The sequence below is a fragment of the Epilithonimonas lactis genome, assembly GCF_900110605.1.
GTDB lineage: Bacteria > Bacteroidota > Bacteroidia > Flavobacteriales > Weeksellaceae > Epilithonimonas > Epilithonimonas lactis.
Genome location: NZ_FOFI01000001.1, coordinates 518,606 through 542,976, shown reverse-complemented (window position 1 = coordinate 542,976; position 24,371 = coordinate 518,606). Strand labels below are relative to the sequence as shown.

The window sequence follows — 24,371 nt, the reverse complement described above, 5'->3', positions numbered from 1 at the left end:
ATGAAGAGAACCATTTTAATATTTTCGATTTTTATAAGCTTTCAAAATTATAAATCACAAGTTGCCATCAGCAAAGCACCTACTAGCAGTGGTGCCATTTTGGATTTTGCTACAGGCACTACCAACGGACTCATCCTTTCTGCTGTTTCCAGCTTACCTACAAACCCAGCAAATGGAACCTTCGTTGTAGACCGGTCAGACCTCAAAGTAAAAATGAGACAAAACAATATTTGGGTTGACCTGACGAATCCTGGAGACCTTTCAAAAATAGCTCAGAACACAAGTTCCGAAGTTGGAAATGGCGTCATCATCGGCAGTAATACTTCTTCAGCAAGTGGCGTTCTAGTCTTGGAAGCCACAGACAAAGCATTGGTCTTGCCAAAGGTCGCCTCACCACAGACCAACGTCAGAAGTCCTTACCCAGGTATGATCTGCTACGACACGGTTTCCAAATCAGTTGCTGTATTTGATGGTAAGGTTTGGAATTTCTGGAGATAAAAAAAGTCAAAATCCATCGCTGAATTTTGACTTGAATATTTTTAAGCTTAATTAGTTTACCAGCCTCCAGAAGCACCGCCACCGCCGAAACTTCCGCCGCCGCCAAAGCCACCGAAACCGCCGCCACCGCTGCTTCCGCCACCAAACCCACCACCGCCAAAACTGCCTGGGAATGGGAAGAATCCGCCGCCGTATCTTCGGCTACCTTTTCGGGAAAGCGTGTAATCATCGTCGTCATCGTTACCTCGGTTATTCTTGGTCATTATGCTTATCAAAATAATGATAATAATGACAATCAACACAAGTGAGCCAATACTGATACCGCCATCTTTGTTCTGTTTTTTGACGATTGGTTTGAATTTCCCCTGAACGGCTTCCATTATTGCAGAAGTTCCACGGTCTATGCCATTGTACCATTCGCCTTTTTTGAAACTTGGCATCACCAAGTAATCTAAAATTTGGCCTGCAACTGACGCTGTCAAAAACTGTTCAACGGCTCGACCTTGCTGAATAGAAAATTTCCTGTCCTCCGTTGCAATTAAGAACACAACGCCATTATCAACACCTTTTTGTCCGATTCCCCATTTCTGTCCATACATTGTCGCAAGATAATTGACATCTTCTCCATTGGTGGTTGGTAGAATGATAACTTCGATCTCTGTAGAAGTAGAATCAGAAAATTTGATCAGTTTTTGATTGAGCGTCTCCTTTTCACTTTCCGAAAGCAAATTGGCTTTATCATAAACTGGATAAAGTACCGCTGGTTTCTCGGGCACAAGTTGAGCTTTGACAAATAAACCAAAGAGCAGGAATAATACGAACGTATATCGTTTAAGAGAAGCTGATATCATTGGATAGTTCATTGATATTTTCCCCAATTACAGGGAAATATTTTTTCAGTTCGAAGCCTGTTTTCAGGATGGCTTGTTTCAGTCCGTTGTAATAATTTTCTTTAGCAAACTCAGCTGTGATCTCATCATGGATCGTGTCCCAAAAAGATTGTTTCACTTTTTTGTGAATGCCTTCGTCGCCAATGATCGTGAGGTAATGCTGTTCAAAATTCACATAGAATAGAACGGCATTTCTTTCCTTGGTCAAATGCATATCCAAAGATTTGAAGATGCCAAAAGCCTTCTCTGCAAAGTTGGTTTCGGAGGTCGAATCGATATGCACACGAATTTCTCCCGAGGAGTGATCTTCAGCTATTTTGATGGCTTCCACGAGGGAAGCCATCTCTGTATTTGTAAGAAAATGATTCATTATTCTGAGAAAACACTTGGTGCATTTTGTGCGCCTTCTGTTGCTTTGAATGTTGGTTTAGGTTGGAATTTTGGAAAAAATGCCGCTACGATATTTCCAGGAAAACTTTCAACCAAATTGTTGAAACCTTTCACAGAACCATTGTAGTAAACGGTTTCTGAACGAATGCTGTTCTCAATCGCAGTATATTCTCTTTGGAAATTGATATATTGCTGATCAGCTTTCAGGTCAGGATATTTCTCAACCACGACCAATAATTTTCCTAGCGCACCACTCAATTGGCTTTGAGCCTGCTGGAATTTTGCCATATCCGCTTCTGTCATATTCGTTGGGTCCACATTCACAGAAGTTGCTTTTGCTCTCGCTTCTACCACTTGAGTCAATGTTTCCTGCTCAAATTTTGCGTAAGATTTTACCGTTCTTTCAAGATTCGGGATCAAGTTCGCACGTTTCTGATACACGGTCTCTACATTCGCCCATTTTTCCAGAACGTCATTATTCGCTTGAACCATAGAATTATATCTTCCAGATCCCCAAAAGAAAACTAATGCTGCGATGACCAATAATGCGACACCGACAACCAGGCAACCTTTACCTCTCATATTTTATGTTTTTATAATTGTTAATTAATCAAATATACAAATTAAATGCAATCTTAAAATTAATTTTTATGGATATTGGCATTAACCTTCAATAATCTTTTTCCTGTGTTTGATTCCCCATCGGACGAGATTTTCTGTAAGTGGCGTGACGCTTTTACCGTATTCCGTAATGGCGTAGAAAACCATTATTTGCGTGTCATCTTCGACAGTTCTGGTGATGAGAAGATTGGTTTCCAATTCTTTCAATTCCTTACTGAGCATCTTGGCGGAGATTCCATTAATTTCGCGTTGAAGTTTTTTGAAATGCAACTTTTGATGTTCCCGATTGGTCAAATATCTCAATATCATCAGCTTCCACTTGCCGCCCAGAATATCCAGACAATCTCTCATCGCCATCAGTTCTTCACCGCAAGTTGCTTCTCTTTCTATATTATTTACAACAATTTTACTCATATCGATTTCATTAAGGTAACTAGTAACCTTTGGTTAACTACTAACAAAATTAAAGCTTTTTACCAATAACTTTGTATTAAAATAAAGTAATATGAAAGCTATTATTCTAGACGACAACAATCAGCTTAAAGACGAAACCGTCACGCTAAGACCAATAAATCCAGATGAAGTCCGAATCAAAATCATCGCGTCTGGCTTCAATCCCATCGATTATCAGATGCGGGAAAATGAACACGAAAAGAAATACTTATTTTCTAATATCCTTGGAAGAGAAGGTTCCGGAATAATCGTCGAAATTGGAAAGAATGTGACCGATTTGACGATTGGTGATGAAGTTTTTTTCGTTTGCGGAAGTATGGGAAGCAACGGAACTTATGCTGAAGAAATTATTTTGCCACAAGGCATTGTTGCGAAAAAACCAACTTCAATCAGTTTTGAAGAAGCAGCTGGTTTGCCTTCTATCGGAATTACTGCTCTGCAAATTTTCAATCGCGTTGATTGGAATCAAATAGAAAGTGTTCTTATAACCGGAGCTTCTGGCGGCGTTGGGAATTTTATTTTGAGATTGATTTTAGGAAATTTAAATAAGAAAATTATTGTCACAGCTGGCAATCAAGAAAGCATTAATCAATTAATTGAGATTAGCATTAATGAAAATCAAATTGTCGATTACAAACAAGATGATTTAGCTGAGAAAATTTTAGAAATCAATCAAAATCAGAAATTCGATTTGGTCATTGATGCAGTAGGACATCAATTATCAGAAATCTCCGCCGACGTTTTGAAAGCCAACGGAATCTACGCCAACGTGACCCATTTCATCACACCAAAAGCCAACGATTCACTCTTCGGAGTTGGCGCAACGATTCTTAATATTTCAAATTTTATTTATGCAAAAGAGAAAAATTACGAACATTTCAGAACATCTCTCAATCAAATCAAACAATACATCGAGGATGGAAAAGTCAAACCTTTACCAATCAAAATTGTAGGTGGACTTTCTGCCGAAACTGCTGAAAATGCGCAGCAATTACTAAAAAGCAATCAAACGCAAGGCAAAAAATTAATAATGCAAAATCAAGAATAAATGAGCAACATCAAAGCAATTCCAAGAAGAATCATCACAGGAACAAAAGGCGGAAAATCTTACATTGCAAAAGACGAAATCATCACCAATGTCTCAGAACATTTTCCTGGATTAATCATTTCTGACGTTTGGCAAACCAGCAAAATGCCTGCAAGTTTTGAACAAGAAAAACCAATAGAAAATTCCGCAATCCCAAGTGTCATCAAAAATGGAACTTACTTCCGCTACGTCCAGATTCCGCCAGACGAAAAACTGGGAATCGAAGCGCCTGCTGGACAACCTCATCCATTGATGCACCAAACCAAAAGTCTGGATTATATCATTATTTTGTCGGGAGAAATTTTTCTGATTACCGATACAGACGAAACGCTTTTGCAAGCTGGCGATATTGTCATCCAAACCGGAACGAATCACGCTTGGAGTAACCGTTCTGATGAAAACTGTATCCAATTGGCAGTTTTGATTGATGCTGAATAATTATTTATCAAAAACCTTAGCTTCTTCCCAAAGCTCATCCATTTTTTCCAGATTCAAATCGGCAAGATTCAGATTTTTCGACCTCGCAATCTCCTCCATTTTCTGAAATCTGGAAATGAATTTAGAATTCGTTCGTTCCAAAGCTGTATCCGCATTCAAGCCCGAAATTCTCGCATAATTAATCAAAGAAAAAAACACATCGCCCAACTCCTGCTCCTTTTTATCAGTCTCAGTTTCCGCGTGAAATTCCTCCAGCTCCTCTTCCACTTTCACCCAGGCATCTTCCGCAGAATCAAACTCAAAACCAATTCCTTTCACTTTATCCTGAATCCTGTAAGCTTTGATAATCGGAGGCAAACTCTTCGGAACACCTTCTAGAACAGACTTATTCCCTTCCTTCAATTTCAGTTTTTCCCAATTTTGCTTCACCGCTTCCTCATCTTCCGCAACAGAGTCGCCATAAATATGTGGATGACGGAAAATCAATTTCTCATTCAAAGAATTGATGACATCAGCAATATCAAAACTCTCTTTCTCAGAACCGATTTTCGCATAGAAAACCAAATGCAACAGCACATCGCCAATCTCTTTCTTGATTTCCAAAAGGTCATTGTTCAGAATCGCATCAGACAATTCATAAGTTTCCTCAAGCGTCAGATGGCGCAAGCTTTCCAATGTCTGCTTCCTGTCCCAAGGACATTTTTCCCGCAAATCATCCATTATATCGAGAAGCCTTCCAAAAGCCTCCATTTTTTCCTCTCGTGTGTTCATAAATGATGAATGATATTTGATAAATGATTATTAATTCTACTCTATTTTATTTGGGCAGCTTAATCCGCCTTCCGCTCCCAATCTTTTTTGCACAACATTTCTAGTTCAATAGAAACTGAGAAGAAGCAAAAAAGGATTTCCGCTCAAGTCGGGCTGCGCTTCGCAACGTTCAACATTTGTCTTTCAAAGTCAATTTCCATCAACCTTTCAACTAACCACCATCAACTATTTTCTCACATCTTCAATGATGATATGACTATTCACTTTCAGCAATTCCTTCAAAAATTCATCTTGATTTTCTGGGGTAATGTAAAGGTCGTTTTTATTTTTCGAAAAGATAATCAGTCCGCCCGTTGCAGTTCCACATTTGTGAAAACCGCTCCACATCGTCTCACCAATTCTGATTTTCGTGATTTTAAAAATATCAATCCTGAAAACATTATAGATGACGCTTACAATCAGTTCTTCATCTTTTATTGTAGTCTTTATAAAAAAAAAGTTGATTAAGATTATCAAATCGATTCCAACTAAAATAAATACCATCCACATCCAATCCCAAAAGTCGCTGTCAAAATAAGATGAAACCAAAATAGCAACAAAAAGCAAAGTGATTCCTAAAAATATAGAACCATAAATCCAGTCTCTTCTGCTCTTGCAAATTTTCATCAGTGTGATTTATTTTGCAACATCGGAACAAACTTGTAAACCCCAAATTCCTCTTTCTCAAACTGCGTATCCGAAATCTTCGTAAATCGGTAAAGAATCTGTTCATCGGTTTTTCCGAGCGGAATCACCATCTTTCCTCCGACTTTCAATTGTTTCAACAATTCGGTGGGGAGAACTTCCGCACCACAAGTTACCAAGACTTTGTCAAAAGGCGCAAACGTCGGCAAACCCGCAAAGCCATCGCCGAAACTCTGGAACTTCGGACGCAAATCCAATTCTCTGAAAAGTTTATGAGAAAAATCGAACAGGTCTTTTTGACGTTCAATAGTGTAAACCAAGGCCTTCATTTTGATGAGAACCGCTGTCTGATAACCGCAACCAGTTCCAATCTCCAGGATTTTTTCGCCTTCTTCAACTTCCAACAATTCGGTTTGTTCCGCAACGGTTGAAGGATGAGAAATCGTCTGCTTCGCCAAAATCGGGAAAGCCCGGTCTTCGTACGCATAATCCTCGAAAACACTTTCGATGAAAAGATGCCTTGGAACCTCGTTCATCGCAGACAAAACAAAACCGTCAGTGATTCCAATCTTCTGATGAAGATAATCCATTAATTGTTTTCTTTTCCCTTTGTGAACGTAAGTATCTCTCATTTACTAATTGCTTTTTAATTGGCACTTCGACTCCGCTCAGTGTGACAACTCTAATACTTAAGCTATTACTAGAGCGATGTCAGGCTGAGCGGAGTCGAAGCCTTTCCGTTTTATGGAATTAACTATTATAACTTGCAATTTCCGAAGGATAAATTTAAAATCCAAACAAGAATCATAATTTTCAACATTTATTAAAAATTTAATCCCAATTCAGAATAAACTTTATAAATTTGATTGTTTTTTTACCAAATATTTAAATAAACTTTTAATTAATTGAATGAACGAATGGATGTTATGCAGAAAATAAGAGCTTACATTAAAGGAACAGGCTCGTACGTTCCACCAAAAATTTTAAAAAATGAATTTTTCGAAAAAGTAGGTTCGTCCGACGAATGGATTTTCAAGAATCTCGGAATCAGAGAACGCAGAATCGCAGAAGGCGAAGTGACCAGCGATTTGGCCTACAAAGCCGGACTCAAAGCTTTGGAAAACACAGATGTAAAACCAGAAAATATTGATTTAATAATCGTCGCAACTTCAACGCCAGATAGACAAGCGCCATCAACAGCGTGTTTCGTGCAAGAAAAAATGAATGCGCCACAAGCCGTTGCTTTTGATATTTCGGCAGTTTGCTCGGGCGGACTTTACGGAATTGCGATTGGCTGTCAATTTATCGAAACCGGAATGTATAAGAATGTTTTGGTCATTGGAGCGGATACTTTTTCAACAATTACCGATTGGGAAAGAAAAGATTCTGTTTTCTTTGGAGACGGCGCAGGCGCGATTTTGTTGTCCGCAACAACGGAAGACAAAGGCTTTTTCGATTTCAAATTGCACGCGGACGGAACTGGAAAATACCATTTTAATATTCCGGCTGGAGGTTCAGAAATGCCGGCATCCGAAGAAACTTTGAAGCAAAAACTTCACTATTTCCAAATGAACGGCAAAGAGGTTTTCGAAACGGCAACTAGAGTTTTACCAGAAACCATCGACGAAATCTTAGAAGCAAACAAAATGACTTCTGATAATGTAGATTGGGTAATCCCGCATCAGCCAAGCATCAGAATCCTTCAGGAAACCGCCAGAAAAACCAACATTCCTTTCGAAAAAGTGATGACGAATATGGACAAATACGCCAACACTTCTGGCGGAACAATCCCAATCGTCCTTGATGAAACCTACAAAAGTGGAAAAGTAAAATCTGGAAACATCTTGCTTTTTGCAGCGGTTGGTTCAGGCTGGACTTGGGGAACTGCGCTTTATAAGGCATAAATGATGATTGATAAATGATGATTGATAAATGATAATTTGATTATTAAAATAAAATCAGACAAGATTATAAGGTCTATAATCTATTCGTCTATAATCTTAAAGTATCAACAAAAATGTTAGAAAATCAAACTTTCCTAATTACAGGAATTGCAGATGAAAATTCTTTGGCGATGAAAACCGCTGAGAAAATATTAGAAAACAACGGAAAAGTCGTTTGCACAGGTTTGGGCGTGACACCTTTCCACAACAATCTTTCGGAAAAAGCAGCTGGATTTCTCAATAAAAACTACGAGGATTTTGAATCGGCTTGTAAGAAAGTTTTGGGAAATGATGTTTACACCGCGCCTTTGGATGTGACGCTTCCGGAAAGTTTAAAATTCCTTGCCGAAGATTTAAAAAATAAAAATATTCAACTGAATGGATTTCTACACGCGATTGCGATGGACAAAACCATCCGAAACAAATCTGTAAAACCGATGCTGGAAGTAACAGCTGAGGAATTCAATGATACGATGAATGTTTCGGCGTTTTCATTGATTTCGTTGTGTCACGCATTGTTGTCCAATGGTGTTTTGCAAAGAGGTTCGTCGATTGTCTCGTTGAGTTATATCGCGGCAGAAAAAGTTTCGTTTTTCCCTTACATCAATATGAGTATTGCAAAAGCGGCGCTCGAAAGGCTAACGATTGAAATGGCTTATGAATTGGGAAAAGAATACGGAATCCGCGCCAACGCTATTAGATTCTCACCTTATATGGGAAGCAAAGCCGGAAATGCAACGTTGAAAGTTGAAGATGTGGAACGAGCTGACAGAATCAGTCCGCTTGGAAATGCATTGCCGGAAGATTTGGCTCACGAGATTGTTCATCTTTTCCGAAAAGAAACGAGAATTACTGGCGAAATCCGTCACGTGGATGGTGGTTTTCATATTATGGGATAATTTGGGTTTGAGAGTTTGAGAGTTTTAGAGTCTTAGAGTTTTGAAGGTCTTCGAATCCGCTCAGAGCGACAAATCTAATTACTAACTGTTTGTTTTCAGCGATGTCAGGCTGAGGCTCTCGAAGCCTTATCTATATTAAGTTTAATAACAAATGTCTCGCAGATTTGGCGGATTGAGCGGATTTATAAAATTTAGTCTGCAAAATCAGCTTAGTCTGCGAGATTTTATTTTAATTTTCTGTGACTTTTATGGTTTTATTTTAAATTTATTGCGACTTTGCAAGACAGAAATTATTTCAAATTAATTGTAAAAATTTTATGAGAAAAATAAAAACAGCTTTGTTGGCTTACGGCGGTTCGGGGAAATTGTTTCACGCACCGTTTTTCGAAGTTCACGAAGGTTACGAATTATTGGGCGCTTACGAACGAAGCAAGAAATTAATCCAGCAAGATTATCCAGAAGTCACGAGCTTTGATTCTCTCGAAGCCGTTCTGAAAAGCGATGCGGAATTAGTTGTCGTGAATACGCCAATCGACACACATTTCGAATTCACAAAGAAAGTTTTGGAAGCTGGGAAAAATGCTTTGGTGGAGAAAGCTTTTACCACAACTTCTGAAGAAGCTGAGGAATTGCACAAACTTGCCAAAGAGAAAAAACTGAAACTCTGCGTTTATCAAAACCGACGATATGACAGCGATTTCAAAACTGTGAAAAAGGTTTTGGATGAGGATTATCTTGGCGAAATCGTGGAAGCAGAAATCCGTTTTGAAAGATACAATCCGGAACTGAGCCCGAAAGCGTGGAAGGAAAATGGAAATCCAGGCGCAAGCATTTTGATGGATTTGGGTTCGCACATCATCGACCAGGCTTTGACTTTGTTTGGTTATCCTGAGAAAGTTTTTGCAGACATCAGAAGGACAAGAGAGAATACGCAGATTGATGATTATTTTGATATTTTGCTTTATTATTCGGACAAACGCGTGAGATTGAAATCCAGTTACTTCGTGAAAGAACCAACGCCAGCTTATGTTTTCCACGGCAAGAAAGGAAGTTTCCTAAAACATCGTGGCGACGTGCAAGAAGATGAATTGAAATTGGGAAAAGTTCCGAATCGCGAGAATTGGGGAACGGAGCCGGAAGAAAAAACCGGACTTTTGGTTTACAATGGCAGAGTTGTCCACTTCCCTACTTTTCAAGGGAATTATCTTAACTTTTGTGATGACCTTTATGAGGCGATTGTGAACGATAAGAAAGTTCCCGTGACTGCGAAACAAGCTTATCAGACGATGAAAGTGATTGAGGCGGCGAAGGAAAGTTCTGAGAAGGGTGAAGTTGTTGTTTTGTAAAAAAGAGACTTCGACTCCGCTCAGTGTGACATTTAATATTAATTTTTACAATATTGTTATTCTGAAAGAATCTCGACAGCTTAGTTTAGATACTTTCAGAATGACAAACGTTGTGATTATGACAAATCTTATTTTGATGTAGAATCTGCAGCCCGACTTGAACGGAGCTCTTTTTTTCATTGCGAGAATTGTAAAGTTCTATTGATTGACAAACCCTCAATCGCAATGAAAAAAAAGCGGGAGTGGAAGGCGGAAAAGCTGCCCAAATCATATTTAAAATGACAAGACTCAGAAAGTTTAAAAATTCTGGGTCTTTTTTTATGTTGGTTGGTGATAATTCTTAAATTTACGTCTTTAAGAAAAATTAGCTATGATAAAAGCCGGACTTGTGGGCGCGGGACATTTGGGGAAAATCCATTTGCGATTGTTGAATCAATCTGAAAAGTACGAACTCGTTGGTTTCCACGACAAAGACGCAGAAAACGGCCGAAAACTGGAAGCGGAATTCGGTTATAAATATTTTGAAAGTTTGGAAGAACTTTTGAACGAAATCGAAATGTTGGATATTGTGACGCCAACGCTTTACCATTATGATTACGCATTGAAAGCGATTGAAAAAGGCATCCATTTTTTCATTGAAAAACCGGTGACGCAAACGCTGGAACAGGCGGAAGAAATTCTTCAGAAATGCAACGAATTTGGAATCAAGGCGCAAGTTGGTCACGTTGAACGTTATAATCCAGCTTTTATTGGTGCCAAAGATTACATTAAAAATCCAATGTTCATCGAGATTCATAGACTTGCGGAATTCAATCCGAGAGGGACGGATGTTTCTGTGGTTTTGGATTTGATGATTCACGATTTGGATATTTTGCTGAGTCTGGTGAAGTCGAAAGTGAAGTTGATTCACGCCAGCGGTGTTTCGATTGTGAGCAAAACGCCGGACATTTGCAACGCGAGAATTGAGTTTGAAAATGGTTGTGTTGCGAATTTGACAACGTCCAGAATCTCAATGAAAGCGATGCGGAAATCGAGATTTTTCCAACAAGATGCCTATGTTTCTGTTGATTTCTTGGACAAAAAATCTGAGGTTATCCGAATGAAACCGGCGCCGGAAAACCCGTCCGACTTTGATATGATTATCGAAAATGCAGAAGGCGAGAAAAACCAAATCCTTTTCGAATATCCGAATATTCAGCCGAATAATGCGATTCTTGATGAATTGGAAAGCTTTGCCAATGCTATCCAGTATGATGTTCCCGTTCAGGTTTCTTTGGAAGATGGAACGGAGGCTTTGAAGGTGGCGCTGGAGATTGTGAGGTTGGTACATAAATAGTTGATGATTGATTAAAATTAAATCTTGAGCATGATGAAAACTATTATATTATTTTCAATTCTATTTTCTTCGATGATATTTGGTCAAGAAAAAAATCAGTACGCAGATATTTATTTCTCAAGCAAATGTTGCGGAACTCCTTCTGAAGAAAAATTAGTTAGTTTTCTGAAAAATTTTAAAACCCAACACAAAATCAAAAACATTTTTGTTTATAATGTTTGTTGCCGTGGAGAAGAAGGCGAATATTCAATTATTATTGATATGAGAAGTTTTTCTTCAAATGAAAAAATCAAGTTAAAAGAAGGTTTAAAAAAAACACAATTAGCTTACAATGAAGTGTATAAAAAATCTAGAGAAGGCTCAATTATGATAACTTATCTAGATGATTTAGAAGCTGTACCCTACCAAAAAAAAATTGGAAAAAGAAAAATTATGAAGTTTTAATTACATTGCAAATGACTCTTAAATCCTTAGCAATCCGAACTCAAAAAACGTCGATATTTTCCTCATAATTGGGAGAAGAAAATAGTCTGAGGATGAGGATATGAAATTTTTTTAGCAGTACAAAGATATTGGCAGCAAAATGACTACAAATCATTCCGAGTGAGGAACAGTACGAAACCTATCTTTCTTGAGGAAAAGAAAAGATATACGCGAAATTATTGATGAAAATTATTTGACGAGATTTTTGATCTTCTCAACATTTTCTTCCAATTTGTCGGGATTTTTCAGCTGGCATTCCCAGATGGTTAAAACTTTCCAATTCATTTCTCTTAAGCTATCATTGGCTTTGAGGTCTCGTGCGATATTTTTTTCAAATTTATCTTTCCAAAAATCCCTGTTGCTTTTTGGTAATTTATATTGGCAATGCGGACATCGGTGCCAGAAACAACCGTTCACGAAAACAGCGACTTTCTTCGAGATAAAAGAAATATCTGGCTTTCCAGGCACTTTTTTGGGATGAAGTCTGTAGCCTCGCACGCCATTTTTCCAAAGCGTTTTTCTCAGCAGAAGTTCCGGTTTGGTATTTTTGCCCTTGTTCTTGCTCATGACCCTGGAAACAGTTTCGCTGGTAGAAATGGGTGAGCGTTTGTCTCTTACATATTTTTCAGGCTGCTTCATTATTAGAACTTTATATACATCGAAATATATTATGTTAAATTCAAAAGCGAGACCAAATAGAATTCAGGACATTTTGTAAGCCTAATATGAATAACATCACTTTCCAAATTCAGAAATTATGATATATTTACAAAAGAGTAAAACAATCCAATAAAAGAGGTTTCCTTAAACCTTTGAAATACATTAATATCATATGAAAAACATCGTTGTAATTGGCGCAGGAACTATGGGAAATGGCATTGCCCATACTTTTGCCCAAAGTGGATTCCAAGTAAGTTTGGTGGACGTGAAACAAGAAAATCTGGACAGAGCGCTTAAAACAATCGCTACGAATCTGGACCGGATCATCGCCAAAGGAAATCTGACCGAGGAAGAAAAGGCGACAAGCATTGGCAACATTACAACCTTCACAGAACTGAAAAATGCGGTTTCAAACGCTGACCTCATCGTAGAAGCAGCGACAGAAAACCTGGATTTGAAACTGAAGATATTCGCTGAGATGGATGCTCTTTCTCCAGAGAATTGCATCCTTGCGACCAACACGTCGTCTATTTCTATTACCAAAATTGCGTCGGTGACAAAACGCCCAGAAAAAGTCATTGGAATGCACTTTATGAATCCGGTTCCAATCATGAAATTGGTAGAGATCATCAAAGGTTATTCGACTTCCAAAGAGACTTTTGATGCGATTTTCGAAATGTCAAAAACTTTGGGGAAAGTTCCTGTGGAAGTGAATGATTATCCTGGATTTGTGGCGAACAGAATCTTGATGCCAATGATCAACGAATCGATTGAAACTTTGTACAATGGCGTTGCTGGCGTAGAAGAAATCGACACGGTAATGAAACTCGGAATGGCGCATCCAATGGGACCTTTGCAATTGGCAGATTTCATCGGGCTTGATGTTTGTCTTGCTATTTTGAATGTAATGTACGACGGTTTCAAAAATCCGAAATATGCGCCAAATCCACTTTTGGTCAATATGGTAATGGCCGGCAAAAAAGGTGTGAAATCCGGAGAAGGTTTCTACGATTATTCCGAAAGTAAAAAAGCGGAGAAGGTTTCGAAAATGTTTTTAAAATAAACCAAATGTTTACAAAAAAATTTCTCTTTGTCCTGTTATTTCCAAGTTTGATTTTTGCACAGGAAAATCGAATTTCTGCGGATTTTGACGGCGATAATATTCCCGACAAACTCTATTTGGATTCCAAAATAGGAGCGGTGGTTTACGAACTTTCTTCTCAGAAATTCAAAAAAGTGGCTTCGGATGGATTTGAAGATATTGGGGAGATATTTTTTGATAAAACCAAACATGGTTTCAAAGTAAAACTGAATCAGATGCGAGCAGGCTATGCTTATCAATTCCGCTACGAAAAAGAAACCGGAAAGATGAGATTGATTGGAATGGAACGCTATGAATTCGGACCAGCAAATAACGACGGAAGCGGAGAATCCAGCGTGAATCTTCTTACAAATACTTACATCGGTGAATGGAATTACTTTGATAATCAAAAAGTGAAACTTATCAAGATCCCAACCATCAAAAAGAAAATGGTTTTCCCAAAAACTTATTTCGATACTTTGACCGATGAATTCTATACTTATATGGAGAAAGATTCGAACTATTATTTGGCGGAGAAAAAAAGGCTTTATAAAGATTAAATAACTAATTAGTAATTTAAGCTTACGATTTATAACTTTGTCAGGATCAGATTTGATTCTGACATTTTTTATTAATAAAACTATGATCTCCATAAAATTAAACGAAAAGTACGAGAAAACACTTCAGTTTCTTCTGATGATCACAACCTATGTAATGATCATCCTGAGATTTCTCCTGAATGAAAAAGGTCGTACAAACCCCGATTCCATCAGATATATGAGGCAATCGGAAATATTTCCGATCATTGACAATACGACCGCGCCTTTGGGTTATCCACTGTCCATCAAGTTTTTCACCTATTTTGGGATTGATGATTTTTGGAGTAGCAAATTGATCGGGATTTTGGCTTACACCTTTCTCTTATTTTTCGCTTACAAAAAAGGATTTTTCTTCAAAGAATTGTTGGTCACATCGGCGCTTTTCAGCTTTGTGAGTATCTTTTCGTTTACGATGAGTGAAGCTTTAACGCTTCCATTTGTGATCCTGTTTTTCTACGTTGCGAATCAAATTTTAAATAATAAGATCTCCACCAAAAAAGCGATTTTCTCTCTAAGTTTAATTTTAATTTTATTGATCAACATCCGTTACAGCGCATTGTTCTTGTGTTTTGGAACAGCATTTTCCGGTTTGCTTAATTATAAAAAAACCTATTGGAAAAGTTTTGTGTTCTCAGGAATTATCGGCATTGGATTTTATGGTTTTTACAAGTTTTTATTCATCGATTATTTTAATGAAAACTACGTCAATAGTTTCCTGGAAATTGGTTTGAAATCCACGCCTACTCTACTTTTGGAATTGTATCAAGGTTTGGCAACGAGTTTCAATCCATTCATCCACATTGCTGACCCGAATGGCGGAATCATCAATTATGGAATCTACGGCATCGGCGTTTTGACAATCACTGCAATGGTGCTTCTATTCATCAAAACAAAACTTTCTGAGATTGAGAACTTCATCTTGATCACATCTCTTGTCTGTATTGTTTGCTCGTATTTCATTCAATATGTTTATTCTGTGAATGCGATAGATTACAGATTATTAGCGCCGTTTGCTATTGGAATCTGGCTGGTATTTTTCAGTAAATTATTTCAACTATTTGATGGTTTGACCTATTCGATCGCTTTTTTGAGTTTGATGACCGGATTTGCTTTCACTTGGTTGTCAAAAGGTTCTTATCTGGACAACAGAAAAGAGATCAGCAAGTTCCTTGAAAAAGAAAACATGAAAGAGGAAACATTGAAATTCTATATTAAAGATGATGGAAGCGAAGAGATCCAAACAGCAGAACTCATCAGCACGGTGAATCCGAAGATCTATATTACTTTCCAGCCAAAAGATACGCTGCAGAAGCGCGTTTTGACAAGGCACAAAGTGGAAACTAAAATGAGGATCAAAAAAAATAATTATCAATAATAGTTTTCGGGAATTTTTCTATCTTTGAACCATAGAGTGACAGTCACAAAATGCTCTGATTTATTTAAAATTTTATATTATGAAATTACCTAAGTTTTTATTAGCCGACAATTCTGAATTTCCAGAAGATCTTTTTGTAGTACACACAGAGTATCCACGTTTCATCCTAAACGTAGAAGAAGAGGATGTAGAATGGTTGGATGACTTGGAAGGAGACGACGAAGAAACTGTAGCAAACGAGGCTACGAAAGTTGTGGAAGAAGCCTTCAAATGGTGTGATGAAGAACTTGCAAAATACGACGACGAGGAAGAAGACGAAGAATAATAAAAAAGGAACTCAGTTTTGAGTTCCTTTTTTTATGCTTTTTTGTAACCACAAAAGTTTTTACTGATCATACGCATAGTGCCTTTGTTCAAATATAAATTTTTAATTAATTTTTGTATTCCCCCAACCCTAAAGGGAGCAAAAATCAATTAAAAAATCCATCAAAATTACACCCTTTAGGGTTGGGGAAATAATTTTGATGGATTTTTAGATTATTGCTGCTTGTTGAATTTCAACAAAAGTAGATTGTCTTTGTAAAGTTCCAAAGTATTTTCTGTTACCACATATTTGTTCACCTCTTGCAAAACACTGATATAGCTGGTCTCAGCCGTCATGTTGTTGCACATTTTTCTTGTAGAACCGATGTTCTTTGCAGAGAAGTTTCCCGCAGAAGTATCGATCACTGCATCAGAAAAATAATTGTTGCAGCCGGCGTTTCCAGAGATCCTGTTCTCCTCTATCACCAAGGTCGGCTTGCTGGCGATGTTGTCTGCCAAAACCCATTGCGTTCCCGTAACTGGAGCTTGATTCTTACCAACTTTGTTAGCGTTGCCTACTCTACTTGTACAAGAGACCATTGCCAACGTGATTATGATCGTATAAAAAATATTTTTCATTGGATATAAATTATAATCCAAAGATAAGATTTTCTTTTTAACATAATTATTTTACTATTCAATTTTAAAATTTATAATCCTTTATATTTCATTAATGCTCATCGTATTTTTCTGATACATGAATTTCCATTTTGCGATTTTATTTATATTTGAAAAAGATTTATGCGAGATGGATTATCAAGGCTAAAATTAATTGAAAAATGAACATCAAATGAAAGAAGAAAATATAGATAAACTGAATGCTCTATTTTCCAACCTAAAATCGGAGGAACAAAAACTGAAGGAAAGCCAGGAGAAGCAAAAAAGTGAAGAAGACTTGTTTCTGGAAAGTTTCAAAACACTTTGCAAAAATCTGATCGACCCAAAAATGCAGGAGTTCAGAAGAATGCTGAGACAGAATGGATTTGGTTGTAAGATCACCATCAATGAAGAAAGAAGCGGAACAGGAATCAATTCGCAACCAAATATCAAACTTCAGATCTCCAGAAACGTGGATTCAAATTTCTACACCAACAACAAGTTTCCACACATCATGTTCACGGCCGACAAATATTATAAGAAAATCGGAATTCACATGGATACCATTTTCCAAAACGGAGAAGGTACTGCTGCGATGAAGGAACAAAGTTACACGCTGGAAACGCTGCATGAGGAAATTGTAGAAAAAGAGATCTTGGAATCCATCGAAAAAATCTTAACTAATAAGTAAAAATGAAGATGAAAAATTTGATCCTTTTTTTGTTTAGCACCCTATTTTTGATTCAATGTCAAAAGAAACCGACTGAGAAAAAAGTAACAACGCAAAGTAAAACTGATCTAAGCGCCAAAGATGATCTGCGCCGCGAAACAATTGATTATCATGAATTCAAAGCGGATTCGATCAAAAACATCGACGTCTCTGGTTTTGAGACTTTTACCACACATCAGCTGAATCAATTCAAAATTGTGACTGGATATTATAATCCTGTGGATGGTAAAATCGTGCCGCCAGATTCCGAAAACAACAATGGAAGACGATTGCTGGTTTTGGATTCTCAGAACAAGATCCTTTTCAAATCAATTGGATTTGGAGACATCTATCTTTTCGAACCACACTTTTTCAAGAATGATCACAATGATAAGATCATCATCGTTTTTCAGATCGCCTACGAATATTTTATGGGCGCCGAAGCTTTCCTCATCGATGGCAACAGCATCAAATATATCGGAAATATGGACATAGAATCTAACCAAATGGAATTGCCGATGACCAACGTTTTAAAAATCAAAGAAGCCGACAGGAAAATAAATTTCACCTTCGAAACGGATTCTCTACTTCTGCAGCCTGGCAGCAAGGATATTTTTATAAGGAATAACGGTACAAAATACGTTTACGAAAATTCCGAACTTAATTTCTATAGATGATCCTTCGCCATCCAGACAATTGAAGATCTTTGGATTTAAATGAAATAAAGACCTTTTAATTAATAATAGACAATAAAAATAAATTATCAATTTCTTCACAAATAAATTAATAATGAATAAGTTATGATATTTTAAATTTAAAAGCTTAATTTTGCACCCCGAAAATAGACCCTTGATCTGGTCTATGACAAATTATTAAAATCTACTTATGAAAAGAATAGGCGAACACAGAAAGCTACTTGGCGTTGACAAAACTGCAACTCTGAAAGACCTTAAAACCATTTACAGAAACACGATGAAGGACACGCATCCTGACAAATTTGTGAATGACGAAGCTGGAAAACTGGAAGCAGAAGACAAAAGCAAATCTGTGATCGAGGCTTACCACTTTCTAGTAAGCATCCACGAGGAAACTCAGGAAAAATATAAAGAGGAATACACGGAGACCATTACCACTTCTATCATCACCGATTTCTATTTAGAAAAATCAATTTTGAAAGTTCAGCACTTGAACGGAAAAATGTTCGAATATATTGGTGTTCCAAGAAACATTTATATCAAAATGGTGAATTCTGATTCTCCAAGCCGTTTTGCGAGAAGACACATCTACGGGAATTTCATCTACAGAAAATCTGGCGAAGTAATGGCAGATTAATTTCTAGCTTTAAAAATATATTGTCGGCTCTCAGATTTTTCTGGGAGTTTTTTTGTTTTAATTCAATCGTTTAATTCATAAAAAAACCGCATCAATAAAAATTGATACGGTTTCAAGGATTAAATAATTGATATTTTAATCTACGTGTTTCGGAGTGAATCCGTCTTCACTTAGTTCTCTGTGGTCATAGTCTGCTTTCATTTCAGCGTCATAATCTACTGGTTCGCCTTTGCCCATTCTTCTAAGCAATGAATCAAATAATGAATAAACAACTGGCACGATGATCAAGGTAAGAAACAATGATGATGTCAAACCACCGATAATTACCCAAGCTAATCCATTGTTCATCTCCGCTCCTGCTCCTTTCGCAATCGCAATCGGGATCATACCGAAGATCATCGCAATCGTGGTCATCAAGATTGGACGAAGACGTGCGTGGTTCGCCTGGATCAAAGCGTCGTGCGTACTTGCTCCGGCCGCCTTTCTCATATTGGCAAAATCGACAATCATGATCGCATTCTTCGCAACCAAACCAATCAACATGATCATCCCGAGCATCGTAAAGATGTTCAATGAATTTCCTGTGATGGCGAGGATCACCATTACTCCAATCAATGCCAATGGAATCGAGAATAGTACCACAAATGGATAGACAAACGAGTCATATAAGGAAACCATTACCAAATAAACCAATACAATAGCCGCCAATAATGCGATTCCTAAAGTACCGAAACCTTCGGTCTGATTTTCCATATCTCCACTCCAGATGTAGCTTACGCCGGCTGGTTTGGTTTTCTCGTTGTCCATAAACTGCACAGCCCATTCGTTGGCAACATCACCTACAGGACGACCTACCACTTTGGATTTTACTTTTACAGAAGGCGCTTTGTCTCTACGTTCCAACAAACTCGGTCCAGAACCCATTTTTACTTCAGCGAATTGGCTCAATCTTACTTGCTGTCCAGAAGGATTGGTGAACATCAAGTTTCTAACGTCATCAATCGACTGTCTGTTGGCATCACCAAAACGGATATTGATGTCATATTCATATTCTCCAGCTCTGAATTTCCCGTCTGTATTTCCACTAAATGCAGTCTGCATCGTTTGTCCTACACCGGAAAGATTCAAGCCTAAAGAAGACATTTTATCTCTGTCGATATTCACCTGCACTTCCGGACTTCCAGAGTCGGTTGACAATTCCGCATCTACGGAACCAGGCACTTTTTTCAATAATGCGAGGATTCTGTTCGCTTCTTTGTTGGCTGTTGCGTTGTCCTGAGCAGTTACTACCATTTCGATTGGCGCATTGTCTGCTCCCATCAATCCAATTGGTGCTGTTTTGAATTCAACGCCAGTGAATTTCTCTTCTAAAGCTCTCTTTATTTTTGCTGATTTGATGTCTGTACTTTCGTTACGTTCAGATTTATCGACCAAAATCACTTGAATTTCGGATTGATACAAAGTTGCCTGCGCACCACCAAAACCTGATGACTGCTGACCAACTGTTGTAATCATATCGACTACATCTTTATCATCTCTCAAATATTTTTCAACTGCCAAAGTCACCTGATTGGTTTTCTCTACAGAAGCATCTTTTGATAATTCCATCTGAACAAGGAACTGTCCTCTGTCCATTTTCGGGAAGAATTCACCTCCAATAAATCCGAATGCGACCAACATAAAAGATGAGATCAAAACTATGAAAGTCACTACAACCACCATTATTCTTCTCCATCCAGTTTTAAGCGCCCATTCTAGAATTCCTGAAATCCAATGTGTGAATTTCTCCAATTGTTTTTCGAACCAAAGAATGAATTTCTCAAAAGGATTTTTGCCAGTCAAATGAACCAATTTTCCATATCTTGAAGATAACCAAGGAATGATGGTAAATGAAGCCAACAATGAGAACATCGTCGCAATAACTACCGTGACACAGAACTGCGCCAAGATATCAGAAACCAGACCGGAACTCATCGCAATCGGTAAGAATACCACGACAATTACCATCGTGATCGCTGTTACTGTAAATCCAATTTCGGAAGCACCATCATAAGCTGCACGGATCCTGCTTTTTCCCATCTCCATGTGACGGTAAACGTTCTCCAAAACCACAATCGCGTCATCCACTAGGATACCTACCACGAGTGAAAGTCCCAATAAACTCATCAAGTTCAAAGTATATCCCATCAAATACATTCCGATCACCGTTGCAATCAACGATACTGGAATCGAAACCATTACGATAAATGCATTTCTAATGTTGTGAAGGAACAATAACATTACCACAGCTACCAAAATAATCGCCAAGAACAAATCGAAAATCACGTGGTCTGCCGCTTCAAGCGTAAAATCTGTCGTATCATCTACAATATTGACTTTGATATCCTGAACTTTATAATTCCCTTCCACCTGAGCAATCGTTTTCTGCACCAATTCTGAAACCGCTACAGCATTCGCATCAGATTGTTTTTTGATCTGCATTAAGATCGTAGAATTCTGATTGTATCTCGCTACTTTCTCGATATCTTTTTGTGTATCGAAAACCGTTGCTATATCAGACAAACGAACCTGCGCGCCATCTTTGTTGGAAACCACAAGGTTGTTCATTTCTGCTACATCTCTGTATTTCCCAGAAAGTCTAATTGTCGATCTGGAAGTTCTGGTCTTCAAAGCTCCCGTTGGGAAATCTAAGTTTGAAGAAAGAATTGCCTGCTGTACATCTGCGATTGCAAGACCGTAACCCTGCATTTTTTTCTCATCCAAACTCACTTGGATCTCTCTCTCCTGTCCACCAACAAGGTCAACCTGAGCCACACCGTTTACACGGGAAAAGATCGGTTCAATTTTTTTATCTAAAAGGTCATAAAGATCTTTGTTGTTCAACTTATTACTAGAGATACTCAAGGTCATGATCGGGAGATCATCCAATGAGAATTTCTGTAGTGACGGCGGATCCGCATCTTCCGGAAGGTCTGCCAAAATAGCGTTTACCTTCCTTTGTGCATCATTCAAAGCATAGTTCACGTCGGCTCCGGTGTTCAACTGAACCATGATCACCGATAAACTTTCGTAGGAAGATGACTCTACTTTTTTTACGTTTTCCAAAGAACCAACGGCATCCTCGATCTTACGCGTCACCGAAGTTTCCACCTCTGCAGGCGAAGCTCCCGGATAAACGGTAGAGATCGTTACCATATTGGTTTCAAATTTCGGGATCAACTCGTACCCCATCATGGAGTAACTTAACAAACCTCCCAACGTCAGGATCGTAAAGAGTACGATAACGAGGGACGGTCTTTTAATGGATATTTCTGCTAACTTCATTCTTCTGTTACTTTACGATATTGATTTTTGAACCGTTATCTAGGTTGATCTGTCCGCTGGTGATCACTTGCTCGCCATCATTAAGACCGCTGATGATCTGAACTTTGTCGCCGTAAACTTTTCCTGTTTGTACCGTGATCAATTTCGCAGTTCCGTTTTGAACGATGAACAATTGACCTGAACTCACACCATTTACGAAAGCTTCTGCAGGGACGGTCAACATATTTTGAGTTTCTGCACCGTGGTTGGTTTTGAAAACTGCCGTTGCGTACATCCCGGCTTTTAAGTTTCCTTTGTTTTGAACTTCGATCTCTACTGGGAAGTTAAGAGACGCATCACTTTTTGGAGCGATGAAGGTAATTCTACCGCTGAAAGATTCGTCAGGCAAAACATTCACATTAATGTTCACGGTTTGACCAATTTGAATCCTTCCAACCTGGCTTTCATCAACCAAAACAGAAAGTTTAAGAGAATTGATATTTACGATCTCGAACAAAGCTGTTCCTGGCGCAACAACTGCTCCTGGCTCAACCATTTTTTTGTTGATCGTTCCGCTGATCCCAGCTCTTACACTTGTATCATTGATCTTAACACCTTGAGCTCTTACTGCAGCTTTCATATTTTGAAGTTGCAATCTGGAGTTGTCCAATTGTTGTTTGGTCACACCTCCAGTTTTGAAAGCATTTTCGTAACGTTGGTTATCGATGATGGCATTTTGTAAATTGTTCTGAGCCTGAGTCACGTCCACTTCGATCGCATCTCTTTTGATGGTAGCTAAAACTTGTCCAGCACCTACTCTAGAACCTTCTTTCACAAAAACACTTACCACACGTCCTGAGATATCCGCGGACTGGTTGGTTTCCTGTTTTGGAATGAATGTTCCGTTTGCAGAATAATCTGTATCGATGTTTGTTCTGGAGGCAGTCACCACATTCACGTTGATCTTGTCAACCTGTTTTGCCACTTCTTTTACTTCAGTTTCCTGCTTCTTCTTATTATCGGCAATTTTCCAAGCGGCCAGACCTACAAGTACAGCTGCTACGATGATATATATAAAAGTCTTTTTCATAGTTTTGATTATGGATTTTGTAATGTATTAAGTTCTCCTTTCGCTTTGATCAATTTGATCTCAGCTTGTTTATAGTCTAATAATGACGTCGTGTAGTTCTGTTTTGCATCTGTGAGTGCGTTTTCAGAATCTAGAACCTCTGTCAAAGTTGCCAAACCGTATTGATAATTGGACTGCGTATCTTTCTGTACTTTTTCTGCCAACTCCACATTCCCCTTCATATTTTCGATAGTGATGATGGAATTTTCCATATTGGTAATGGCATTTTTGTACTCCAGACTCAAACTTAACTGGGTTTCTTGGATATCCACATCCAAAGATTGAATATCTATCTCAGCCTGTTGGATCTTGGATTTGGTAGCACCGCCTGTGAAAATAGGAATATTGACATTCAAACCAATTGCTGAATAGTCGCTCCAAAGGACACCATTTCTTAAACCGTTGGAAAGAGGAAATTTAGGTCCTTGTCCAGCCCAACCATAGTTTGCCTGCAAGCCAACTGTCGGATACAGGTAAGCTTCTGTCGCTTTTAGATTATATTGAAGAAGTTCTCTATTTTTATTAAGAACCCTCACTTCTATTCTTTCATCGAGATTTACATTTCCAGCAATCAGTTCTGGTCTTGGCTCAATTGATTTCTCTTCTAGTTCGATTTGTTTCTCAATTGGAACACCCATATAGAATTTCAAGGAGTTCTTGGAAAGTTCTACCGCATTGATCAATTGCTGTCTGTTGGCGCTGATGTTTGTCAACTGAACATTCGTTCTGTCCAGATCGATTCCTTTTGCCAAACCGTTATCCACCAAACTTTTGATGACGTTACGTACCTTTTCGGTATTGGTGTAACTTACATTAAGCGTCTTCAGATTTTCTTCCTGAACAAAAACCTGATAATAGGCTGTTGCAACATTCTCGATGATCTGTTCGTTGGAAAGTTGCGCATTCAGAACGTAAAATTCTCTGGTAGATTTCGCTGCTTTCAGACCTGTAAAAACCCTTTGATCAAAGATTGCCTGATTCAAAGTAACAACAGCGCTTGAGGTCCAAGGCTGTCCCAATTGCGCTCTGATTCTTTCTCCACCAAATTCCAGTAAAGATTCCTGAATGATAGGATTATATGTTAAACCTGCAGTTGCACTGATCTGTGGAAGTGCTCCGGCTCTGGCTTCAGTGATCTTCAATTCAGCTCTTTTGATCTCAAGCGTGGCCTTTTTGGCTTCTGCTTTGTTTTGCAAGGCCTGTTTGATGGCTTCCTGCAAAGACACCTGCTGTTGGGCAAACGCAGATGTAGAGCCGAAAATCATAAATACTGCAGCGACGCTGATTCCTAGCTTCTTTGCAGTTATACGTTTTCTATTCATAATTTAATTAATTCTTTTATTTTTAATTTTTTTCTTCTTATCTCTAATCATTGATGACGATC

General features: G+C 38.2%; 27 protein-coding genes. 15 read left to right on the top strand and 12 right to left on the bottom strand.

Going from position 1 to position 24,371, the window contains the following annotated elements; all coding sequences use genetic code 11:
• Positions 1-498: a hypothetical protein gene (locus BMW39_RS02560; RefSeq protein WP_034976934.1), complete on the top strand. Its 498-nt coding sequence runs from the start codon at positions 1-3 to the stop codon at positions 496-498.
• 56 nt (positions 499-554) lie between these two features.
• Here BMW39_RS02560 and BMW39_RS02555 read toward each other — a convergent pair whose 3' ends face one another.
• The 4 genes from BMW39_RS02555 to BMW39_RS02540 form a co-directional block, all read right to left on the bottom strand.
• Positions 555-1,349, bottom strand: a complete 795-nt coding sequence (locus BMW39_RS02555) for a TPM domain-containing protein (RefSeq protein ID WP_034976932.1) — start codon at positions 1,347-1,349, stop codon at positions 555-557.
• A complete protein-coding gene (locus tag BMW39_RS02550; RefSeq protein ID WP_034976930.1) occupies positions 1,330-1,761 on the bottom strand; it encodes a TPM domain-containing protein in 432 nt (143 codons plus the stop codon). The genes BMW39_RS02555 and BMW39_RS02550 overlap by 20 nt, the downstream gene beginning before the upstream one ends.
• Positions 1,758-2,360 carry a LemA family protein gene (locus BMW39_RS02545; RefSeq protein WP_034976928.1) on the bottom strand — a complete coding sequence of 201 codons (603 nt, stop codon included), beginning with the start codon at positions 2,358-2,360 and terminating at the stop codon, positions 1,758-1,760. The genes BMW39_RS02550 and BMW39_RS02545 overlap by 4 nt, the downstream gene beginning before the upstream one ends.
• 81 nt (positions 2,361-2,441) lie before the next feature.
• Positions 2,442-2,813: a winged helix-turn-helix transcriptional regulator gene (locus BMW39_RS02540; protein ID WP_034976926.1), complete on the bottom strand. Its 372-nt coding sequence runs from the start codon at positions 2,811-2,813 to the stop codon at positions 2,442-2,444.
• Positions 2,814-2,904: 91 nt separating this feature from the next.
• On the opposite strand from BMW39_RS02540, the gene BMW39_RS02535 reads away from it, so the two are divergent.
• Positions 2,905-3,900, top strand: a complete 996-nt coding sequence (locus tag BMW39_RS02535) for an NADP-dependent oxidoreductase (RefSeq protein ID WP_034976925.1) — start codon at positions 2,905-2,907, stop codon at positions 3,898-3,900.
• Entirely contained in the window at positions 3,901-4,377 is a 477-nt protein-coding gene (locus BMW39_RS02530; RefSeq protein WP_034976924.1) for a cupin domain-containing protein, read from the top strand.
• On the opposite strand, the gene mazG is transcribed toward BMW39_RS02530, so the two are convergent.
• From mazG to BMW39_RS02515, 3 genes are all read right to left on the bottom strand, one after another.
• Complete coding sequence (gene mazG, locus BMW39_RS02525; RefSeq protein WP_034976922.1) at positions 4,378-5,148, bottom strand: nucleoside triphosphate pyrophosphohydrolase; 771 nt, start codon at positions 5,146-5,148, stop codon at positions 4,378-4,380.
• 225 nt (positions 5,149-5,373) lie between these two features.
• Positions 5,374-5,814 (bottom strand): PH domain-containing protein, encoded by a 441-nt coding sequence (locus BMW39_RS02520; protein ID WP_051879982.1) that lies wholly within the window; start codon positions 5,812-5,814, stop codon positions 5,374-5,376.
• A complete protein-coding gene (locus BMW39_RS02515; RefSeq protein WP_034966562.1) occupies positions 5,814-6,464 on the bottom strand; it encodes a protein-L-isoaspartate(D-aspartate) O-methyltransferase in 651 nt (216 codons plus the stop codon). Before BMW39_RS02515 ends, BMW39_RS02520 begins: the two co-directional genes overlap by 1 nt.
• A gap of 294 nt (positions 6,465-6,758) precedes the next feature.
• Between BMW39_RS02515 and BMW39_RS02510 the strand changes: the two genes are divergently transcribed.
• The 5 genes from BMW39_RS02510 to BMW39_RS02490 all read left to right on the top strand — a co-directional run bounded on the left by BMW39_RS02510 (position 6,759) and on the right by BMW39_RS02490 (position 11,800).
• Entirely contained in the window at positions 6,759-7,736 is a 978-nt protein-coding gene (locus tag BMW39_RS02510; protein WP_034968984.1) for a 3-oxoacyl-ACP synthase III family protein, read from the top strand.
• 113 nt (positions 7,737-7,849) lie between these two features.
• Entirely contained in the window at positions 7,850-8,674 is an 825-nt protein-coding gene (locus BMW39_RS02505) for an SDR family oxidoreductase (protein WP_034976921.1), read from the top strand.
• A gap of 317 nt (positions 8,675-8,991) precedes the next feature.
• The gene (locus tag BMW39_RS02500; protein ID WP_034976920.1) at positions 8,992-10,020 is read left to right on the top strand and encodes a Gfo/Idh/MocA family oxidoreductase; all 1,029 of its coding nucleotides are present in this window, start codon (positions 8,992-8,994) and stop codon (positions 10,018-10,020) included.
• 370 nt (positions 10,021-10,390) lie between these two features.
• Positions 10,391-11,356, top strand: a complete 966-nt coding sequence (locus BMW39_RS02495) for a Gfo/Idh/MocA family oxidoreductase (protein WP_034976919.1) — start codon at positions 10,391-10,393, stop codon at positions 11,354-11,356.
• A gap of 30 nt (positions 11,357-11,386) precedes the next feature.
• A complete protein-coding gene (locus BMW39_RS02490) occupies positions 11,387-11,800 on the top strand; it encodes a hypothetical protein (protein WP_131474338.1) in 414 nt (137 codons plus the stop codon).
• Between the two features lie 228 nt (positions 11,801-12,028).
• On the opposite strand, the gene BMW39_RS02485 is transcribed toward BMW39_RS02490, so the two are convergent.
• The gene (locus BMW39_RS02485; protein WP_034976916.1) at positions 12,029-12,478 is read right to left on the bottom strand and encodes a very short patch repair endonuclease; all 450 of its coding nucleotides are present in this window, start codon (positions 12,476-12,478) and stop codon (positions 12,029-12,031) included.
• A 193-nt stretch (positions 12,479-12,671) separates the two neighbouring features.
• On the opposite strand from BMW39_RS02485, the gene BMW39_RS02480 reads away from it, so the two are divergent.
• From BMW39_RS02480 to BMW39_RS02465, 4 genes are all read left to right on the top strand, one after another.
• Positions 12,672-13,562, top strand: a complete 891-nt coding sequence (locus BMW39_RS02480; protein ID WP_034976914.1) for a 3-hydroxyacyl-CoA dehydrogenase family protein — start codon at positions 12,672-12,674, stop codon at positions 13,560-13,562.
• A gap of 5 nt (positions 13,563-13,567) precedes the next feature.
• Complete coding sequence (locus tag BMW39_RS02475) at positions 13,568-14,140, top strand: hypothetical protein (protein ID WP_034976913.1); 573 nt, start codon at positions 13,568-13,570, stop codon at positions 14,138-14,140.
• A gap of 82 nt (positions 14,141-14,222) precedes the next feature.
• On the top strand, positions 14,223-15,554 hold the full coding sequence (locus BMW39_RS02470) for a hypothetical protein (protein ID WP_034976912.1): 1,332 nt from the start codon (positions 14,223-14,225) through the stop codon (positions 15,552-15,554).
• 79 nt (positions 15,555-15,633) lie between these two features.
• Positions 15,634-15,879 carry a hypothetical protein gene (locus BMW39_RS02465; RefSeq protein WP_028121310.1) on the top strand — a complete coding sequence of 82 codons (246 nt, stop codon included), beginning with the start codon at positions 15,634-15,636 and terminating at the stop codon, positions 15,877-15,879.
• A gap of 212 nt (positions 15,880-16,091) precedes the next feature.
• On the opposite strand, the gene BMW39_RS02460 is transcribed toward BMW39_RS02465, so the two are convergent.
• Positions 16,092-16,496 (bottom strand): META domain-containing protein, encoded by a 405-nt coding sequence (locus tag BMW39_RS02460; protein WP_034976910.1) that lies wholly within the window; start codon positions 16,494-16,496, stop codon positions 16,092-16,094.
• Positions 16,497-16,707: 211 nt separating this feature from the next.
• On the opposite strand from BMW39_RS02460, the gene BMW39_RS02455 reads away from it, so the two are divergent.
• The 3 genes from BMW39_RS02455 to BMW39_RS02445 all read left to right on the top strand — a co-directional run bounded on the left by BMW39_RS02455 (position 16,708) and on the right by BMW39_RS02445 (position 18,555).
• On the top strand, positions 16,708-17,205 hold the full coding sequence (locus BMW39_RS02455) for a hypothetical protein (protein ID WP_034976909.1): 498 nt from the start codon (positions 16,708-16,710) through the stop codon (positions 17,203-17,205).
• A 2-nt stretch (positions 17,206-17,207) separates the two neighbouring features.
• On the top strand, positions 17,208-17,900 hold the full coding sequence (locus tag BMW39_RS02450; protein WP_034976907.1) for a hypothetical protein: 693 nt from the start codon (positions 17,208-17,210) through the stop codon (positions 17,898-17,900).
• A gap of 208 nt (positions 17,901-18,108) precedes the next feature.
• Entirely contained in the window at positions 18,109-18,555 is a 447-nt protein-coding gene (locus BMW39_RS02445; protein WP_034976906.1) for a KTSC domain-containing protein, read from the top strand.
• Positions 18,556-18,690: 135 nt separating this feature from the next.
• Here BMW39_RS02445 and BMW39_RS02440 read toward each other — a convergent pair whose 3' ends face one another.
• The 3 genes from BMW39_RS02440 to BMW39_RS02430 are packed head-to-tail and all read right to left on the bottom strand — an operon-like array spanning position 18,691 to position 24,309.
• Entirely contained in the window at positions 18,691-21,879 is a 3,189-nt protein-coding gene (locus BMW39_RS02440) for an efflux RND transporter permease subunit (protein WP_034976905.1), read from the bottom strand.
• A 7-nt stretch (positions 21,880-21,886) separates the two neighbouring features.
• Positions 21,887-22,948: an efflux RND transporter periplasmic adaptor subunit gene (locus BMW39_RS02435; RefSeq protein ID WP_034976904.1), complete on the bottom strand. Its 1,062-nt coding sequence runs from the start codon at positions 22,946-22,948 to the stop codon at positions 21,887-21,889.
• 8 nt (positions 22,949-22,956) lie between these two features.
• Entirely contained in the window at positions 22,957-24,309 is a 1,353-nt protein-coding gene (locus BMW39_RS02430) for a TolC family protein (protein ID WP_034976903.1), read from the bottom strand.
• Positions 24,310-24,371 lie beyond the last annotated feature (62 nt).